The 17,288-nt window shown below is 72.0% G+C and carries 17 protein-coding genes; 10 read left to right on the top strand and 7 right to left on the bottom strand.

Annotated features, from left to right (window positions below; translation table 11 throughout):
- The 5 genes from ACFE7W_RS16185 (at window position 1) to ACFE7W_RS16165 (ending at window position 6,140) form a co-directional block, all read left to right on the top strand.
- Window positions 1-1,182, top strand: coding sequence for a histidine kinase (locus ACFE7W_RS16185; RefSeq protein ID WP_375425853.1), 1,182 nt, complete (start codon window positions 1-3; stop codon window positions 1,180-1,182).
- Window positions 1,179-1,850, top strand: a complete 672-nt coding sequence (locus tag ACFE7W_RS16180; protein WP_375425852.1) for a response regulator — start codon at window positions 1,179-1,181, stop codon at window positions 1,848-1,850. Before ACFE7W_RS16185 ends, ACFE7W_RS16180 begins: the two co-directional genes overlap by 4 nt.
- Before the next feature lie 46 nt (window positions 1,851-1,896).
- On the top strand, window positions 1,897-3,036 hold the full coding sequence (locus ACFE7W_RS16175) for a GTPase family protein (RefSeq protein WP_375425851.1): 1,140 nt from the start codon (window positions 1,897-1,899) through the stop codon (window positions 3,034-3,036).
- Window positions 3,037-3,038: 2 nt separating this feature from the next.
- Window positions 3,039-4,169: a serine hydrolase domain-containing protein gene (locus ACFE7W_RS16170; protein ID WP_375425850.1), complete on the top strand. Its 1,131-nt coding sequence runs from the start codon at window positions 3,039-3,041 to the stop codon at window positions 4,167-4,169.
- 69 nt (window positions 4,170-4,238) lie between these two features.
- Window positions 4,239-6,140: an amylosucrase gene (locus ACFE7W_RS16165; RefSeq protein WP_375425849.1), complete on the top strand. Its 1,902-nt coding sequence runs from the start codon at window positions 4,239-4,241 to the stop codon at window positions 6,138-6,140.
- A gap of 60 nt (window positions 6,141-6,200) precedes the next feature.
- On the opposite strand, the gene ACFE7W_RS16160 is transcribed toward ACFE7W_RS16165, so the two are convergent.
- The 4 genes from ACFE7W_RS16160 to ACFE7W_RS16145 all read right to left on the bottom strand — a co-directional run bounded on the left by ACFE7W_RS16160 (window position 6,201) and on the right by ACFE7W_RS16145 (window position 9,032).
- The gene (locus ACFE7W_RS16160) at window positions 6,201-6,932 is read right to left on the bottom strand and encodes an amino acid ABC transporter ATP-binding protein (RefSeq protein ID WP_375425848.1); all 732 of its coding nucleotides are present in this window, start codon (window positions 6,930-6,932) and stop codon (window positions 6,201-6,203) included.
- The gene (locus tag ACFE7W_RS16155; protein ID WP_375425847.1) at window positions 6,929-7,777 is read right to left on the bottom strand and encodes an amino acid ABC transporter permease; all 849 of its coding nucleotides are present in this window, start codon (window positions 7,775-7,777) and stop codon (window positions 6,929-6,931) included. The genes ACFE7W_RS16160 and ACFE7W_RS16155 overlap by 4 nt, the downstream gene beginning before the upstream one ends.
- Entirely contained in the window at window positions 7,774-8,670 is an 897-nt protein-coding gene (locus ACFE7W_RS16150) for an ABC transporter substrate-binding protein (protein WP_375425846.1), read from the bottom strand. Before ACFE7W_RS16150 ends, ACFE7W_RS16155 begins: the two co-directional genes overlap by 4 nt.
- 125 nt (window positions 8,671-8,795) lie before the next feature.
- Window positions 8,796-9,032, bottom strand: a complete 237-nt coding sequence (locus tag ACFE7W_RS16145) for a HepT-like ribonuclease domain-containing protein (RefSeq protein WP_375425937.1) — start codon at window positions 9,030-9,032, stop codon at window positions 8,796-8,798.
- A gap of 379 nt (window positions 9,033-9,411) precedes the next feature.
- Here ACFE7W_RS16145 and ACFE7W_RS16140 point away from each other — a divergent pair, with 379 nt between their 5' ends.
- The 3 genes from ACFE7W_RS16140 to ACFE7W_RS16130 all read left to right on the top strand — a co-directional run bounded on the left by ACFE7W_RS16140 (window position 9,412) and on the right by ACFE7W_RS16130 (window position 12,283).
- Window positions 9,412-9,957, top strand: a complete 546-nt coding sequence (locus ACFE7W_RS16140; RefSeq protein ID WP_375425845.1) for a hypothetical protein — start codon at window positions 9,412-9,414, stop codon at window positions 9,955-9,957.
- Window positions 9,958-9,988: 31 nt separating this feature from the next.
- Complete coding sequence (locus tag ACFE7W_RS16135; protein WP_375425844.1) at window positions 9,989-10,516, top strand: YbjN domain-containing protein; 528 nt, start codon at window positions 9,989-9,991, stop codon at window positions 10,514-10,516.
- Between the two features lie 78 nt (window positions 10,517-10,594).
- Complete coding sequence (locus tag ACFE7W_RS16130) at window positions 10,595-12,283, top strand: alpha/beta fold hydrolase (protein WP_375425843.1); 1,689 nt, start codon at window positions 10,595-10,597, stop codon at window positions 12,281-12,283.
- A gap of 19 nt (window positions 12,284-12,302) precedes the next feature.
- Here the strand turns inward: ACFE7W_RS16130 and ACFE7W_RS16125 are convergent, their stop codons facing one another.
- Window positions 12,303-12,779 (bottom strand): PPOX class F420-dependent oxidoreductase, encoded by a 477-nt coding sequence (locus ACFE7W_RS16125; protein WP_375425842.1) that lies wholly within the window; start codon window positions 12,777-12,779, stop codon window positions 12,303-12,305.
- Between the two features lie 58 nt (window positions 12,780-12,837).
- Between ACFE7W_RS16125 and ACFE7W_RS16120 the strand changes: the two genes are divergently transcribed.
- Window positions 12,838-15,027, top strand: coding sequence for a glycoside hydrolase family 36 protein (locus tag ACFE7W_RS16120; protein ID WP_375425841.1), 2,190 nt, complete (start codon window positions 12,838-12,840; stop codon window positions 15,025-15,027).
- A gap of 13 nt (window positions 15,028-15,040) precedes the next feature.
- Here ACFE7W_RS16120 and ACFE7W_RS16115 read toward each other — a convergent pair whose 3' ends face one another.
- Both ACFE7W_RS16115 and ACFE7W_RS16110 read right to left on the bottom strand, forming a co-directional pair.
- Window positions 15,041-15,805: an SDR family NAD(P)-dependent oxidoreductase gene (locus ACFE7W_RS16115; protein ID WP_375425840.1), complete on the bottom strand. Its 765-nt coding sequence runs from the start codon at window positions 15,803-15,805 to the stop codon at window positions 15,041-15,043.
- 42 nt (window positions 15,806-15,847) lie between these two features.
- Window positions 15,848-16,390, bottom strand: coding sequence for a dihydrofolate reductase family protein (locus tag ACFE7W_RS16110; RefSeq protein ID WP_375425839.1), 543 nt, complete (start codon window positions 16,388-16,390; stop codon window positions 15,848-15,850).
- Window positions 16,391-16,461: 71 nt separating this feature from the next.
- Between ACFE7W_RS16110 and ACFE7W_RS16105 the strand changes: the two genes are divergently transcribed.
- A complete protein-coding gene (locus tag ACFE7W_RS16105; protein WP_375425838.1) occupies window positions 16,462-17,211 on the top strand; it encodes a phosphoglyceromutase in 750 nt (249 codons plus the stop codon).
- The last annotated feature ends 77 nt before the right edge of the window (window positions 17,212-17,288 follow it).

The raw sequence follows: 17,288 nt of genomic DNA, 5'->3' as shown, positions 1-17,288 counted from the left end.
ATGACCACCTCGGCGCCGGTGACCCGGCCGCGGTTCGTGTTCCCGACCACCCGGCGCGGGTGGCTGGCGGTGGTCGGGGTCGCGCTGCTCCTCGGGGTGGCGATGATCGTCGAGAACGGGACCTACCCGCAGCGCAACGGGCTGAGCCCGTTGATCTTCCTGAGCATCGTGTTGATCATGGCCTGCGCCGTCCTGGCCTACCCGTTGCCCTTTCTCGGGCTGGTGGTGGCCGTCGGCCTGTGCACGGCGAACGTGCTGGTGCCCGGGATGCCGCACGGTGGCGGTACCGAGTTGATCATGCTGCTCTTCATGATCGGCTTCTTCGCGTTCCGTCTTCCGGGGCGCTGGAGCCTGGCCGCCTGGCTGGTGGTGGCCGCTAGCGTCGGGGTCAGCACCGCCGTCCGCGGCGGTGAGGTGTTCGAGATCCTGTTCTACCTGCTGTTCACCGCCCCCGGCTGGTTCGTCGGTTCGCTGCTGCAGCGCGAGAAGCTGCGCTCGGCCGAGCTGAGCCGGCTGGCCGCGGAGCTGGCCGCCGAGCGCGAGCTGCGGACGCAGACGGCGATCAGCGCCGAGCGGGCTCGGATCGCCCGTGAGCTGCACGACGCGGTGGCCCACAGCGTCAGCGTGATGACCCTGCAGGTGGGCGTGGTCCGCCGCCGGTTGGACGGCATGACCGCCGAGCAGGACACGCTCCGGCAGGCCGAGCAGCTGGGCCGCCGGTCGGTCGACGAGCTGCACCGGATCGTCGGGCTGGTCCGGGCGGAGGGGCCCGACCTCGCCCCGGTGCCGTCCCTGGCCCAGGTCGAAGAGCTGGTGGCCCAGGTCCGGCTGGCCGGGACGGCGGTGACCCTGGAGCGGACCGGGGAGGTGCGCGACCTGGGCCAGGCGCTGGACGTGTCGGCGTACCGGATCGTGCAGGAGGGGCTGACGAACGCGATCAAGCATGCGCCCGGCGCCACGATCGCTGTCCAGCTCGACGCCGGCCAGCAGCAGCTGGCCATCACCGTCCGCGACGACGGCCCGGCGACCGGCGTCGCGACCGCCGGCAACGGCCTGACCGGGATGGCTGAGCGAGTGGCGATGTTCGGCGGCACGTTGCACTACGGAGCGGCCGAGCCCCGCGGCTTCGCGGTCAGGGTCGTGCTCCCGCTGCGGGCGCGGGTCGAGGAGCCGGTCCGATGAGACGAACCCGGGTGGTCCTCGTCGACGACGAGGCGATGGTGCGGGCCGGGCTGCGGCTGCTGATCTCCAGCGAGGACGACCTCGAGGTGGTGGGGGAGGCGGCCGACGGCCTGGACGGGGTCGCCGTCGCCACCCGGCTGCGCCCCGACGTGGTGCTGATGGACGTCCGGATGCCCCGGCTCTCGGGTCTCGCTGCGGCCGAGCGGGTGATCGCCGCCGTTCCGGGCACCCGGGTGCTGATCCTCACCACGTTCGACGAGGACGAGGTGGTCGACGCGGCACTGCGGCAGGGGGTGGCCGGCTTCCTGCTGAAGAGCTCGCCGCCGGAGGATCTCGTGGACGCGATCCGGCACGCCCGGGCCGGTCAGGGCGCCCTCGACCCGGCGGTCGTGCCGGGCGTGATCGCCCGGCTGGCGGCTGCCCCGGCCGTTCCGGTGCCGGCGCCCGAGCTCGATCTCCTCACTGCCCGCGAGACCGACGTCCTCCGGCTGGTCGGGCTGGGTCACAGCAACGCCGAGATCGCCGCGGAGCTCTTCCTGGGCGAGACCACCGTCAAGACCCACCTGGGCCGGGTGCTGGACAAGCTCGGACTGCGTGACCGCCCGCGAGCGATCGCCTTCGCCTACCGCAGCGGCCTGCTCCCGCCCGGCGGGGCGCCCCGGGGCTGAGGCCGGCCCGTACGCTGGGGAACCGGCCCACAGGACGGAGACGCAGGTGGCAGGCGGTACCGACTGGTTCCGGGAGTCTTTCCGGCAGGAGTACGACCGCCAGTCCGCGGCGATCGGCCGCTTCAACCTGGCGGTCTTCGGCAAGACCGGCGTGGGCAAGTCGACGCTGATCAACGCGGTCTTCGGCGAGGAGGTGGCCAAGACGGGCATCGGCGAGCCGGTGACCCGCGGCAGTCGGCTCTACGTCGACAAGGTCGGCCACCTCGGCATCGTGGACACCCAGGGCCTGGAGGTCGGCAAGGACAACAAGGAGATCCTCTCCGAGCTGTCCAAGGCCATGAAGGAGATGCGCAAGCTGCCGCTCTCGGACCAGCTGCACGTCGCCTGGTACTGCGTCCGCGGCATGGACCGCCGCTTCGAGGAGTCCGAGGCGGACTTCATCCGCCGGCTGGACGAGATCGGGCTGCAGGTCGTGCTGGTCCTGACCCAGGTGCCGGTCCGCGACGGCCAGTACCACCCGGACGCGCTCGCGCTGGCCACGATCATCGCCGACCAGCGGCTGCCGCTCGCGGGCGGGCGTCCCTTCCTGATCAACGCGGCCGCCGACCCGTTCTCGGGCCAGCCGGCGCACGGCCTGAAGGACCTGCTCGATGCCACCTTTCAAGTTGCGCCCGACGGCGTCGAAGAGGCCCTCACCGCCGCCCAGCAGATCGACACGGCCCGGAAGGCTCGGCAGGCGCAGGGCTACATAGCCGCCGCGGCCACCACCGCGGCCGGGGCGGCGTTCATCCCGATCCCGTTCTCCGACGCCGCCACGCTGGTGCCGATCCAGCTGGGCATGATGGCCAAGATCGCGCAGCTGTACTCGATCAAGTTCGACCGGGCCGCGCTGATGGCGATCGCGTCGACGACGGCGGCCACCTCCGCCGGCCGCGCGACCTTCGCCGGGCTGCTCAAGATGGTTCCGGGCGCCGGCTCGGTGGCGGGCGGCGTGGTCGGGGCCGGGGTGGCTTCCACCTTCACCTACGCGATGGGTCAGGCGTGGCTGACGGTCTGCCAGCGCGTCGTCCGGGGCAAGCTGGGCGGGGTGGGTCGGGCGTTGGACAACGAGGTGATCCGCGAGGCGTTCGTGGACGAGTTCAAGTCGCGGCTGAAGATCCGCCGCGGGGACAAGCAGTCGGCCTGAGGATGGGCGTCGACCTCAAGGAGCTGCTCCAGCGGCACGTCGAGGCCGGGACGGTCCCCGGCGCGGTGGCGCTGCTCGGCTCGCCCGAGTCCACCGTGGTCATGGTCGGTGACGCGGTGCTGGGCGGCCCGCCCATCCGCGAGGACGCGATCTTCCGGATCCAGTCCATGACCAAGGTGGTGACTGCGGTCGCCGCGCTTCGGCTGGTGGCCGCGGGCCGTATCGGGCTCGAGGAGCCGGTCGAGCGCTGGCTGCCCGAGCTGGCCGACCGCCGCGTCCTCACCGAACCGACGGCGGGTCTGACCGACACCGTCCCCGAACGAAGCCCGATCACCCTGCGGCACCTGCTCACCAACACCTCCGGCTACGGCATGATCGCCCAGGAAAGTCCGCTGCAGGAGGCCATGACGGCGACCGGCCTGGAGGCCGGCCCGCTGCCCTGGCCGGTCGGGGCCGATGAGTGGCTGGACCGGCTGGCCGCGTTGCCGCTCGCTTTCCAGCCCGGGGACGGCTGGCGCTACCACCACTCGTTCGGGCTGCTCGGCGTGCTGTTGTCGCGGGTCACCGGGGGCCCGCTGGCCGACCACCTCGCGGAGGACCTCTTCGCCCCCCTGGGCATGGTGGACACCGGCTTCTGGGTGCCGAGTGAGGAGTGCGACCGGCTGCCCGCCGCCTACCGCCACAGCGACGCGGGCCTGGTCGAGACCGAGCCGGCGGGCGGCGGCCCGTACGCCGGTCCGCCCCGGGTCGACGTGAGCCACGGCGAGCTGGTCTCCACCGCTCGCGACTACGCGCGCTTTCTTGCCGTGCTGGTGAACGGCGGCCGCCACGAGGGTCGTCAGCTCATCAGTCCCGAGGACGTCCGGCAGCTGAGCCGGGACCAGGTGCCGACCGTGGCAAAGACCCCGGAGAGCTTCTTCCCCGGCTTCTGGGACGGCATCGGGTGGGGGTTCGGCGTCGCCGTGCAGACCGACGGTCCCCACCAGGGCCGCTGGGGGTGGTCGGGCGGACAGGGCACCGACTTCTTCGTCGACCCGGACGGCACGGTCGGGGTGCTGCTCACCCAAGTCGAGCTCGGGGCGCAGACCTTTCCCCTGCTGGCGGAGTTCCAGGAAGCGTCCCCGGTCGGCTGAGCGCGTCGCTGCGGCCGCTCCGCGGACCCCTTGGGCCCGCCGGAGCGCCCGAACCTCTACCCTCGGCGGGTGAGCATCCCCGATGTGGCACCGTTGCTCGAGGGCGAGCCGGTTCACGACCAGGTCGTCTTCGAGACCCGGCTGCAGCGTTACTGGCCGGACCTGCTGAGCGCCCTCGGCGGCGCCTACCCCGACTCCGCACCCGAGATGGGCCGGCGGCTGGTGATGATCGCGGCCGAGAACTTCCGCCAACGGCCGGCTGACCTGCGGCTGCTCGACCTGCGGCGGCACGCCGACCCGCAGTGGTTCTCGCGCCCGCAGATGATGGGCTACGCCACCTACGCGGACCTGTTCGGCGGCACCTTGGCTGGGGTGGGGGAGAAGGTCGACTACCTCGCCGAGCTCGGCGTCACCTACCTGCACCTGCTGCCGCTGCTCAAGCCCCGTCCCGGTCCGAACGACGGCGGTTACGCGGTGATGGACTACCGCGCCGTCCGCGACGACCTCGGAACCATCGACGACCTGCGTGAGCTGGCCACCGTGCTGCGGGGCAAGGGCATCTCGCTGACCCTGGACCTCGTGCTGAACCACGTGGCCGCCGAGCACGAGTGGGCCGCAGCGGCCCGCAGCGGTGATCCGTACTTCCGCGGCTTCTTCCACATGTTCGCCGACCGCACCCTGCCGGACGCGTACGAGGCCACCCTGCCGGAGGTCTTCCCCGACTTCGCGCCGGGCAACTTCACCTACGACGAGGACTCCCACTCCTGGGTCTGGACCACGTTCAACACCTGGCAGTGGGACCTCAACTGGCACAACCCGGACGTGGTCTATGAGTTCGCCGACCTCATCTGCTGGCTGGCCAACCTGGGCGTGGAGTGCCTGCGGCTGGACGCCATCGCGTTCCTGTTCAAGCGGATGGGCACCAACTGCCAGAACCAGCCCGAGGTGCACGCCATCACCCAGGCGCTGCGCACCGTCGCCCGGATCGCGGCGCCGGCGCTGATCTTCAAGGCCGAGGCCATCGTCGGCCCGGCCGACCTCGCCCCGTACCTCGGGGTGGGCAAGCACGCCGGCAAGGTCAGCGACATGGCGTACCAGAACTCGCTGATGGTGCAGATCTGGTCGGCGCTGGCCGCGAAGGACACCCGGCTCTTCTGCGCCGCCCTCAACCGCTTCCCCGCCAAGCCGCCGACCACGGTCTGGGACACCTACCTGCGCTGCCACGACGACATCGGCTGGGCGATCGACGACGGCGACGCCGCCTCGGTCGGACTGAACGGCTTCGAGCACCGGCACTTCCTGGCTGACTTCTACGCCGGCCTCTACCCGATGAGCGACGCCCGCGGACTGGTCTTCCAGGAGAACCTGGAGACCGGTGACCGGCGGATCAGCGGTACGGCCGCCTCGCTGCTCGGGATCGAGGCTGCGCTGGGCCGGGGCGACGCGGCCCAGCTGGACCGGGCCGTGGAGAGGCTGCTGCTGGCCCACCACCTGGTGCTCGGCTTCGGTGGCCTGCCGCTGCTGTGGATGGGCGACGAGCTGGCGCTGCGCAACGACTACCACTTCCTCGACGAGCCCGAGCACGTCGACGACAACCGCTGGGTGCACCGGCCGCGGATGTCCTGGGAGATCGCCGCGCTGCGGCACGAGCCGGGCACGGTAGAGCACCGCGTCTGGCACGGGCTGCGGCACGCCATCTCCGTCCGGGCCTCGCTGCCGGCGCTCGACGCCGCCGTGGAGACCGAGATCGCCGACCCGGTCAACCCGGCCGTGCTGGTCTTCGTCCGGCGCGCCCCCACCCAGACCATGGTCGGGGTCTACAACGTCACCGACCGCGAGCAGTCCCTGCCCCGCTGGGTCGTCCCCGTCGGCAACTGGGCCTGGGACGCGCTGACCGAGGAGACGCCACTCACGGACGGGCCTCTTGCCGTGGCGCCGTACCAGACCCGCTGGTTCGTCCAGGGGGTCTAGCTCCTGCCGACTTGTCAGAACGTAGTTGTCCTATGGGGCAAATCAGTTCTGACAACTCGGCTAGAGAGCCAGCCGGGAGAGGAACTCCTGCGTCCGAGGCTCGCGGGGGGAGTCGAAGACCTGGGCGGGCGGGCCCTGCTCCAGGACGCGGCCGCCGTCCAGGAAGCAGACGGTGTCGGCGACGGAGCGGGCAAAGGCCATCTCGTGGGTGGCCAGCACCATCGTCATCCCCTCGCGTCGCAGGTCGCGGAGCAGGGACAGCACCTCATAGACCAGCTCGGGGTCGAGGGCCGAGGTGACCTCGTCCAGCAGCATCAGGACGGGGGAGTTGACCAGGGCGCGGGCGATGGCCGCCCGTTGCTGCTGGCCGCCGGAGAGCTCGTCCGGCCTGGCGTTGGCCTTGCCCACCAGCCCCACCCGCTCGAGCATCTCCATCGCCTGCTGCCGGGCCTCCGCACGGGGCCGCCGGTGCACCCGGACGGGGGCCAGCATCACGTTGTCCAGCACGCTCAGGTGCGGGAAGAGGTTGAAGGCCTGAAAGACGATGCCCACGCGGGCCCGGACGGCGTCGGCGTCCACGCGGGGGTCGCTGATGTCGCGGCCCGACAGCAGGATCTGGCCGTCGTCGAGGGTCTCCAGCAGGTTGAGACAGCGCAGCAGGGTCGACTTGCCCGAGCCTGAGCCGCCGATCAGCACCACGCACTGGCCGGCGTCGACGTCGAGGTCGAGCCCGTCCAGCACCACCTGCGGCCCGAACGCCTTCCGCAGACCCCGGGCCTCCACCAGGCTCACGTCGTCGCTCCCGCCACGCCGTACCAACCCTGGCGCCGCGCCACCCAGTCCGTGAAGCGGGTGAGCGGGATGGTCAAGGCCACGAACAGCAGCCCCGCCACCACGTACGGGGTGAAGTTGAAGTCCGTCGCGGTCTCGATCTGGGCCGAGCGGATGGCGTCCACCACCCCGAGGACAGCGATCAGCCCGGAATCCTTCTGCAGGCTGACCAGGTCGTTCAGCAGCGGCGGCACCACCCGACGGACCGCCTGGGGCAGCACGACAAACCGCATCGACTGCGCGTAGGAGAGCCCGAGCGAGCGCGCGGCCGCCCGTTGGGAGGGATGTACCGACTCGATGCCGGCGCGGAACACCTCGGCCACGTACGCGGAGTAGGTGAGCACCAGGGCCGCGCCGCCCCAGACCAGCGGGTCGCTCGGCACGCCGCGCAGCCGCAGCGCCGGGACGCCGAAGCCGAGCAGGAACAGCACCAGCAGCAGCGGCAGCCCGCGGAAGAGGTCGGTGTAGGCGGCCACCGCTATTCGGACGGGGAAGAAGACCGGCCCGCGCAGCGTCCGCAGCACGGCCAGGGTCAGCCCGACCACCAGGATCAAGGCGCCGCAGACGATCATCACCCGCACGTTCAGCCAGAGCCCGGTGGCCACGGCGGGCAGCGCGGACCAGGCGCGGGCGGGGTCGAAGAACGTCTCCTGGACGCGCGGCCAGCCTGGTGTCGCCGTGATCCCGAGAACGAGCGCGGCGATGATCACCACGGTGCTGACCAGGGCGATCACCACTGAGCCGGTCGAGCGGCGACGGCGGTAGTCGAGCCGCTGCTGCTGCAGCTCCGAGGGCTGCCAGCTCACTGCAGCAGGGGGGCGCCGCCGGCGTTCGACAGGTACTGCCCCTCGATCTTCTTCAGGGTGCCGTCGGTCTTCAGCGCGTCGACCGCGGTGGAGACGCAGCTGGTCAGGCCGCTGCCCAGGGCCAGCACGAAGCCGAAGGAGTCGACCTTCCCGGCTCCGGGAGGCAGCTGGCCGACGATCTTGCCGCCGTCGAGCTCGGCGGCGGCGACGTAGAACGCCGTCGGCAGGTCGACCACCAGACCGTCGATCTGGCCGTTCTTCAGCGCCTGCACCGCGAGGTCGTTGGTGTCGTAGGGCGCTGGCTTCTTGTCGGGCTGGATCTGGTCGGTGATGGCGGTGTAGGAGGTGGTGCCGACCTGCGCGCCCAGTTTGGCGCTCTTCAGGGCGGCGAGGGTCGTGGCGCCGGCGATGGGGGAGTCCTTCGACGTCACGACGGCCTGGGCCACGTCGTAGTAGCCGGAGGAGAAGTCGACGGCCTTGCGGCGGGCGTCGGTGATCGAGACCTGGTTGACGTCGACGTCGAACTTCTTCGCCCCGGGCGCGTACGCGTTGGTGAAGGGGACGGTGATCCACTTCACGTCGGCCTTGGCGAAGCCGAGCTGCTCGGCCACCGCGTAGGTGACGGCCGACTCATAGCCCTTGCCGTTGGTCGGGTCGTTGTCGGAGAACCACGGCTCGTACGCCGGCTTGTCCGTCCCCACCGTGAAGGTGCCGGGCGTGACCAGGCTGAGCGAGTCCTTGGTGCAGCTGGGGCTTGCGGTCCCGCTGGCGGCGCTGGTCGCGGGGAGTGGGGTCGCGTCCTCGGGGGCGCAGGCGGCAGTGCCGACCAGGGTGAGGGCGGTCGCGGCCAGCGCGAGCGGGAAGCGGGCGGGATGACTGAGTGAGAGGCGCAACGGAGCTCCTGGGCCAGGGCCGTCGAGGGCCGCGGACGGACAGGAAGTCACCCTAATGCCGGGCGCGACACCCGGGAATCCCAGCGGGAATCTGAGACCCGGCTCTTCTGGTCATCGGCTGCTCCTCACCGGTCTGGCAGCCAGGTGGCCACGGAACGAGCGAACTCGTCGACGTCGGACGGGTCCGCGAGCCGCTTCGGGACGATCAGGTCGTCGACCTTCGCGTACTCGTGGACGAGGACGTAGCGGAAGCCGACAGCCTGTCGCATCCGGTAGGCGTATGGCGGCTCCAGCACACCGTGGCGGCCCAGAAGGGCCGGCGCGTCGCCGTTGTCCCGCGTGCTGGCCCCATCCTTCGGCAGCGCAGATGTGCTGCGCCACGTCCACGCAGGACTCGATCGCGGTGATGAAGGTGTACGTGACGCGGCGCAGCAAGAGCGGCCCCGCGCGCCTCTCCGGTGCGGCGGTCGCAGCGTCCCGCAGCATGGAGAGGTCGTCGCTCACCGAGCGCAGCAGGCGCAGGACCCGGTCTCATCGACCACGGCGAAGGCTCTCGGCGAACTCGCGGTGGGCTCCCGCGTGCCGCAGCGTCTCGACCGTTTCGTCGAGCGCCGCCCTGGACGCGGCGGACAAGGCGACCACCGGCCCAGGTGCCCCGCTCTCGGCGTCCATGCGGCCGGTCTCGCACTGGGGGCGGCCTCATCGTCGGCACGCGAGGCCGGGGGATGCCAGACTCGCGCCGTGCCCCGCCCTTCCGCGACAGGTCTCCTCACCCGCTGGCCCTGGACGACCTCGGAGATCACCTCGGCCGCCCTGCCCCGGCAGCGTGCCGCGTCCCGCGTCGAGTCCTACATCTACGGCAACATCCTGGTGCTGGCCGTGGTCGCGGCCTCGACCCCGGCGACCGTCCGGAACGGTGAGGCGGCGCTGCTGGTCGTCGGCACCGCGGTGTCGACCTTCGCGGCCCATGTCCTCGCGCTGGTGGTCACCCACCGGACGATCGACGAGGGCACGAGCCTGCAGGAGTCGGTACGCGACTCGGTACCGATCGCCACCTCGGGCCTGCTGCCCACCGTGCTGCTCGTCGCGGGCTGGCTCGACTGGCTCTCCCCGACCGTTGCCGTCGGCGTCTCGCTGGCCTCGATCGTCGTCCGGTTCGTCCTCCTCGGCTCGGTGGCGTCCTACCTCGACGGCGAGAAGAACACCTGGAAGAACGTGCTGATCGGCATCTCCCTGGCCGTGGCCGGCGTGGTCGTCGCCGCCATCAAGCTGGTCCTGACCCACTGACCGCCCCCTGGTCCCCCATTAGGCTCGCCCGATGAGCGTGCATCCAGCGGGCGAGCCCGCCTCGAGGGAGCCCGCCGTACTGGTCCGCGCCGTGCTGGCCGGGCTCGACCTCCCCTGGTCGGAGAGTCGGCCGGGCGTGTTCTCGGTCTCGCTGCCGGGCACGGCCAAGCTGGTCACCGAGTGTGCGCTGGAGGTGGGCCGCTACGACCTCGGGGTCCGTGCGTTCGTCGCCCGGCGGCCGGACGAGAACCACGCGGCGGTCTACCGCTGGCTGCTGGAGCGCAACCTCAAGCTGCACACGATCTGCTTCAGCCTCGACGCGCTCGGCGACATCTACCTCACCGGCAGCCTGCCGCTGGACGCGCTGAGCGGGACGGCCGTCGACCAGGTGCTGGGCACGGTCGCCGACACCGCCGACCGTTCGTTCAACCCCATCCTCGAGCTCGGTTTCGCCGCCAGCATCACCCGGGAGTGGGTCTGGCGTCGCTCGCGGGGCGAGTCGACCGCCAATCTCGCCGCGTTCACCCACCTCGCCCCGCCCGAGCCGCCGCGGCCGTGATCCCGCAGATCGTCGGTCCTGTCCGATAGGTTCAGCGACCAGACCCGGGGGATGTCGTCGCGAACGGAAGGGCCTGCGATGTCGCTCCAGCGTCGCTCGGCGGTCCCAATGCTGCCCGCGTTCGTCGTCTCCCTGCTGCTGGCGCTGGTCAGCGCGGGCGCGGTGGTCGCACCGGCGACGGCGGCCGGCCTGACGGCTTACGACGTGACCAGCCCGCAGGAGCGCCGCCGCGTCGACGCCGTCCCCACGCCGGTCTTGAGGTGGTACGACTGCGGTGGCGGCTTCCGCTGCTCCACCGCCGAGCTGCCGCTGGACTACGACGACCCGCACGGACCCCAGGTGGAGGTCGCCCTGCGCCAGCTGCCGGCGCGGCACCCCGAACGGCGGATCGGCACCCTGTTCGTGAACCCGGGCGGGCCGGGGGACTCCGGTACCGACTTCGTGCAAGACGCGCCGCGGTTCCTCAGCTCGAGCCTGCTCGACCGGTTCGACCTGGTCGGCTTCGACCCGAGGGGCGTCGGCGCCAGCGACGCGGTGCAGTGCTTCGCCACGCCGGCCGACCAGGCGCCGGTCCTGAACACCCTCGCCACCGTCCCGTTCCCGTACGGGGCCGCGGTGCAGAAGGCCTACCTGCGGGCCGAGCGAGCTCTGGGTCGCGGCTGCTCGAGCACCGGTGCGCCGCTGTCGGTGTCGATGTCGACCGCCGAGGTGGCCCGCGACCTCGACGTGCTGCGACGGGCGGTCGGGGACCGACGGCTCAGCTATCTCGGCTTCTCCTACGGCACCTACATCGGCCAGGTCTACGCCAACCTCTTCCCCGACCGGGTCCGGGCGCTGGCCCTGGACGGGGTGATCGACCCGGTCGGCTGGGCCGGCACCACGGCCACCGCGAAGCTCCCGATCGAGGCCCGGATCCACGCTGCCGAAGGGGCGTCCAAGGCGCTGCGGACGCTCCTCGTCCGCTGCGACAAGGCGGGGGCCGACGCGTGCAGCTTCGCCGACGGCAACCCGGTCGGAAACTTCGAGGTGGTGGCGAAGCGGCTCAAGAAGCACCCCATCGTGGTGACCGACCCCGACACCGACGAACGTGAGCGGTTCGGTTACCCCGACCTCGTCTCGAGCGTGCTGAGCGCGCTCTACTACCCCAACGGGCCCGAGCTGGTGACCAGCCTGATGGCGCAGCTGCTGGAGACGACCGAGCCCGCAGCCGGCCGCGCCCTGGCCCAGCGGCGGCGGTCCGTCGACCAGGTCGCGCGGGTGCTGCAGCAGATCGACCAGCGGACGGGTGGCCGTCCGCCGCGGTTCGGTTTCCCCTACGACAACGGCTACGAGGCCCCGGCCGCCGTGGCCTGCACCGACTCGCTCAACCCGGCGCACCTCGCCACCTACCCGAAGGCCGGGTCGGCGGCGGACCGCAGGGCCCGCTACTTCGGTCGGCTCTGGACCTGGAGCCTGGGGTCCTGCGCCGGGGACGCGTTCAGCGGACGGGATGAGGACGCCTACCGTGGCCCCTTCACCCGCCGCCCGTTCGAGCCGCTGCTCGTCGTCGGCAGCTACTGGGACCCAGCCACCAACTACGTCGGCGCCCAGCACGCGGCCGCCTTGTCCCCAGGCTCCCGGCTGCTCACCTCCGACAGCTGGGGCCACACCTCCTACGGCACCTCTGCGTGTGTGACCGACGCGGTCGACCGCTACCTGCTGAAGACCGCGCTGCCCGCCGCGGGCCGGGTCTGCGTCGGGGACGACCAGCCCTTCGTCGACGGCTGAGCCGGCGCCGAGCCGCGGCTCAGCCGTCCAGGCGGGCCGCGACGTCGGCGGGGAAGCCGCCGGTCGCGACGGGACCCCAGCGGGTGGGCGTGACCCGGATCAGCGACTTGTCCTGCAGCCGCATCGCCGCCCGGTACTCGTCCCAGTTCGGGTGCTCGCCCGCGATGCAACGGAAGTAGTCGACCAGCGGGTCCTCGGCTTCGGGCATGTGCAGCACCTCGGCGTCACCGTCCACCTGCACCCACGGGCCGTCGAAGTCGTCGCTGAGCACGCAGACCGAGACTGCGGCGTGCCGCTCGGCGTTGCGGACCTTGGCCCGGCCCGGGTAGGAGGAGATGACGATCCGGCCCTGCTCGTCGACGCCGCCGGAGACGGGCGAGAGCTGCGGACGGCCGTCGGCGCGGGTGGTGGCGAGCAGCAGGTGGTGCCGCGGCCGGACGAAGTCCAGCAGCTCGGCGAGCTCGACGGCGGTGGCGGTGGCGATGGTCCTGGCCATGCTCGGCAGGCTACCGGCAGACTGAGCCGCACCCGACCCGGAGGAGCAGCGAGGCCACGTGACCACGATCGACTGGACCACCCCCGCGGTCAGCCTGCGCTTCCTCGCGGACGTGGACAGTGCGGGCGAGGACGGCCCGCTCCGGCTGGTCGACGTCGTGGCCGGAGCCGGTCCCGGCCCGGGCGACCCCGCCGCGTACGCCCGGGTGCAGCAGCCGCTGGTCGAGGTGATGGGCCCCCAGCTCGGCTCGGACCCCAGCAGCCACAGCTCCCGGATGACCGGTAGTCAGCTCGGCGGCGGTCTGCGCTACGTCCGACATGAGGCGCGCACCGAAGGTCCGGCGGCCGTGCTCGAGATCGAGCAGATGGAGCCGGTGACGGGGCTGCGCGCGTTCAGCCGCTTCGTCGTGCTGCCCGGAATGGCGGCGGTGCGGACAACGACGACCCTGTCCGGGACAGCCGGACGGCCGCCGGTGCTGGTCTGGGCGGTGAGCAGCCTGGCCACCGGTGCCGTCGTCTCCGACGACCTCGCCGGTACGACCGTCTGGCGGGCCGAGTGCAGCTGGACGGCGGAGAACCGCTGGTCGGCGCATCCGCTGCGCTCGGCCGGCCTGGTGACGACGCGGTCCGGTGCCCGCGGACCGACGGCCGGCAGCGCGGTCCGCGCCGTCGCCACCAGCACCTGGTCCTCCGGGGCGTATGTCCCGGTCGGAGCCGTGGTCGGCGGTGCCGGCCGGACGCTGGCCTGGCAGGTCGAGCACAACGGCCCGTGGGTCTGGGAGGTCGGCGAGCGCCGGGGCCAGGGCTGGCAGCCCGCCGTGATCAGCGACGACGCGGCCGGGCCGCCGGCCGGGGACCAGGCGGACGGTGCGTACGTGTCGGTGCTGGGGCCGACCGACATGCTGCACAGCTGGTCGGTCTCGGTCAGCGCAACCGAGTCCTTCACCACCGTGCCGGTCAGTTTCGCCGTGGCCGGTTCCCTCGACGAGGCTTTCGGCCGGCTCACCGAGCAGCGGCGGGCCAGCCGACGCGACCATCCCCAGAACGTGAGGTTGCCGGTGGTCTTCAACGACTACATGGACACCCTGGAGGGCGACCCGACCGAGGCCAAGGAGCTGCCTCTGATCGACGCGGCGGAGGCCGTCGGGGCGGAGTACTACTGCATCGACGCCGGCTGGTACGACGACACGGCCGGTTGGTGGGCCTCGGTGGGGGACTGGGAGCCCTCGACGGTCCGCTTCCCGCGCGGGCTGTCCTTTCTGCTCGACCACATCCGCAGCCGGGGCATGGTGCCCGGACTCTGGCTGGAGCCCGAGGTCGTCGGGGTCACCAGCCGGACCGCGCAGACCCTGCCCGAGCGCGCCTTCCTGCAGCGCGGCGGCGTGCGCGTCCGCGAGCGGGACCGTTACCTGCTCGACCTGCGCAACCCGGACGCCCGCGCGCACCTGGACCAGACGATCGACCGGCTGGTCTTCGACCTCGGGGTCGGCTACTTCAAGCTGGACTACAACGTGACGCCGGGGCCCGGCACCGACCTGGAGGCCGCGAGCGTCGGGCACGGGCTGCTCGAGCACTGTCGTGCGGTGCTGTCCTGGCTCGACGGGGTCCTCGACCGGCACCCGGACCTGGTGCTGGAGAACTGCGGCTCGGGCGCGCTGCGGTCGGACTTCGCGATGCTCAGCCGGTTGCAGCTGCAGTCCACCTCCGACCAGCAGGACCCGCTGCTCTACCCGGCCATCGCGGTCGCCTCGCTGGTGCACGTGCTGCCCGAGCAGGCCGCCCACTGGGCGTACCCCCAAGCCACGATGACCGACGAGGAGATCGTCTTCACCATGTGCACGGGCCTGGCCGGGCGGCTCTACCAGGCGGGGCTGCTCGACCGGATGGACGACGACCAGCTCGCCCTGGTGCGGGCCGGGGTCGACGCGCACAAGGCCATCCGTCAGCATCTCGCCCGCTCGGTGCCCCGGTTCCCCACGGGACTCCCCACCTGGGACGACCCGTGGGTCAGCGTGGCCTTCGACGACGGCGCGGAGACCCTGTTGCTGGCCTGGCGTCAGGCACACGCCCCGGCCGAGGTGGTGCTGGCCCTGCCGCACCTGCCCGACGCCGAGATGAGCGTCGAGCAGGTCTACCCGCCGGCCGGCGTGCTGCCCGCCTGGGAGGTGCACCGGACGGGCGGCGGCCTGGCCCTCGGGACGGGCGAGGGCGTCGCCGCCGCCCGGATGTACCGCGTCTCCGCGACCTGAGCCCGTCGAAGGGCTAGCCGACCACCCGGTGGACCTTGTGCTGGGCGGCCTGGGCGCGGGGCCGGACGGTCAACCGGTCGATGTTGACGTGATGGGGGCGGCCGGCGACCCAGCCGACGCAGTCGGCGACGTCCTCGGCGGTGAGCGGGGCGGTCACGCCCTCGTAGACCTTGGCGGCCCGGGTGGCGTCCCCGTCGAAGCGGTTGACCGCGAACTCGTCGGTGCGCACCATCCCGGGGCAGATCTCGGCGATCCGGACGTCGGTGTCGTACAGCTCCAGCCGCAGGGCCCCGGTCATCGCGCGTTCGGCGGCCTTCGCGCCGCAGTAGCCGGCGCCGCCCTCGTACGGCAGGTCGGCGGCCGTCGAGGTCATGACGATGATCTGCCCGTGCGCCTGGACCAGGGCGGGCAGCACGGCCTTGGTCACCGCGGCGGCCCCGAGCACGTTGACCGCGTACATCGTCTGCCAGGAGTCCAGGTCGGCCTCGGCCACCGGCTCCATCCCGAGGGCGAGGCCGGCGTTGTTGACCAGCAGGTCCAGCGACGGGCCGACCGCCGCCGCGAGTGCGGCGACCTGCCCGGCGTCGGTGACGTCGCAGGCCAGCGCCGTCCCGCCGATCTCGGCGGCCAGTACCTCGATGCGCTCCTGCCGGCGGGCCGCACAGACGACCCGGTACCCGTCGGCGGCTAGGCGACGGGCGCTGGCCGCGCCGATGCCGCTGCTCGCCCCCGTCACCAGGGCGAGCGGACGGTCAGGGGCGGTGGGCGCAGCGGTCATGCCCTCATTCTCACCACCCGACCCCCGACGCCGAGGTCCCGCCTACCTCCGCACCCGGAAGCGGAGCATCGTCACCGCACCCGACTGGGTGTTGCTGTACGGCTCCAGCTCCACCCGACCGAGCGTCGGGGTCGAGAAGCGGACCCCGTCGCCGAGCAGCACGGGCAGGACGTACACCAGGACCTCGTCCACCAGGCCCTGCTGCAGGCACTGGCTGGCCAGGTCGGCGCCGAGGATCTCCACGTTCTTCGGCCCCGCGGCGGCCTGCGCCGTGGTGACGGCCTCCGCCAGGCCGCAGCTGAGGAACGTGACCCCGCGCCGCGGGTCGTCCGGCGGCCGGTGCGTCAGGACGAACACCGGCCCTCCGTCGTAGCTGGTGTCCTCCTTCGACATCCGCTCGGCCACCTCGTGTGTGCGTCGACCGACGAGCATGGCGCCGGTCTCGAGCATCACCTCGGGGAACGGGTCGTCCTTCAGGTGCTCGACGATCGGACCCATCGCCCCGTCCGCGGCGGCGATGAAGCCGTCGAGCGACATCGCCCGGTTCACCACGACCTTGCCGAGCCGTGCAGCGCTGTTCGTCATGCTGTGCCGACCGCGCCCAGGGGCCGAACTCATCGGCTGGCCCCCACCGACCTGCCACTAGAGTTTTGGCCATGACTTCCACCCTAATCCTGCTGCGGCACGGCGAGAGCGCCTGGAACGCGCTCAACCTCTTCACCGGCTGGGTCGACGTCGACCTGAACGAGAAGGGGGAGCGGGAGGCAAGGCGAGGCGGGGAGCTGATCGCGGAGGCGGGGCTGCTGCCTGACGTCCTGCACACCTCGCTGCTGCGGCGGGCGATCCGGACCTCCCAGCTGGCCCTGGACACCGCAGACCGGCTCTGGATCCCGACCCGGCGGTCGTGGCGGCTGAACGAGCGGCACTACGGCGCGCTGCAGGGCAAGGACAAGGCCGCGACGCTGGCGGAGTTCGGCGAGGAGCAGTTCATGACCTGGCGTCGCTCCTACGACGTGCCGCCGCCCCCCATCGACGACGCCGACGAGTTCGCCAACTTCCACGACCCGCGCTACGCCGGCCTGCCGCCCGAGGCGCGGCCGCGGACCGAGTGCCTGAAGGACGTCCTGCTGCGGGCGCTGCCGTACTGGTACGACGCGATCGTGCCCGACCTGCTCGCCGGCCGTGTCACCCTCGTCGCCGCTCACGGCAACTCGCTGCGGGCGATCGTCAAGCACCTCGACCAGATCAGCGACGCCGACGTGGTGGGCCTGAACATCCCCACCGGCATCCCGCTGGTCTACGAGCTGGCCGACGACCTCACCCCGGTGAGCACGGGCGGGCGCTACCTCGACCCCGAGGCCGCCGCCGCCTCGATCGAGGCGGTCAAGAACCAGGGCAAGAAGTAGGGGAGCGGCGGTCGATCACTCCCGCCACCTTGAACGTACAGCGGACCTGGGGTCTTGCGGCAAGGCCCCATCGGTGC

The organism is uncultured Friedmanniella sp. (assembly GCF_964244285.1).
Taxonomy (GTDB): Bacteria; Actinomycetota; Actinomycetes; order Propionibacteriales; family Propionibacteriaceae; genus Microlunatus.
The sequence above is the reverse complement of the archived record's forward strand: the minus strand, read 5'-3'. Positions and strand labels throughout refer to the sequence as shown.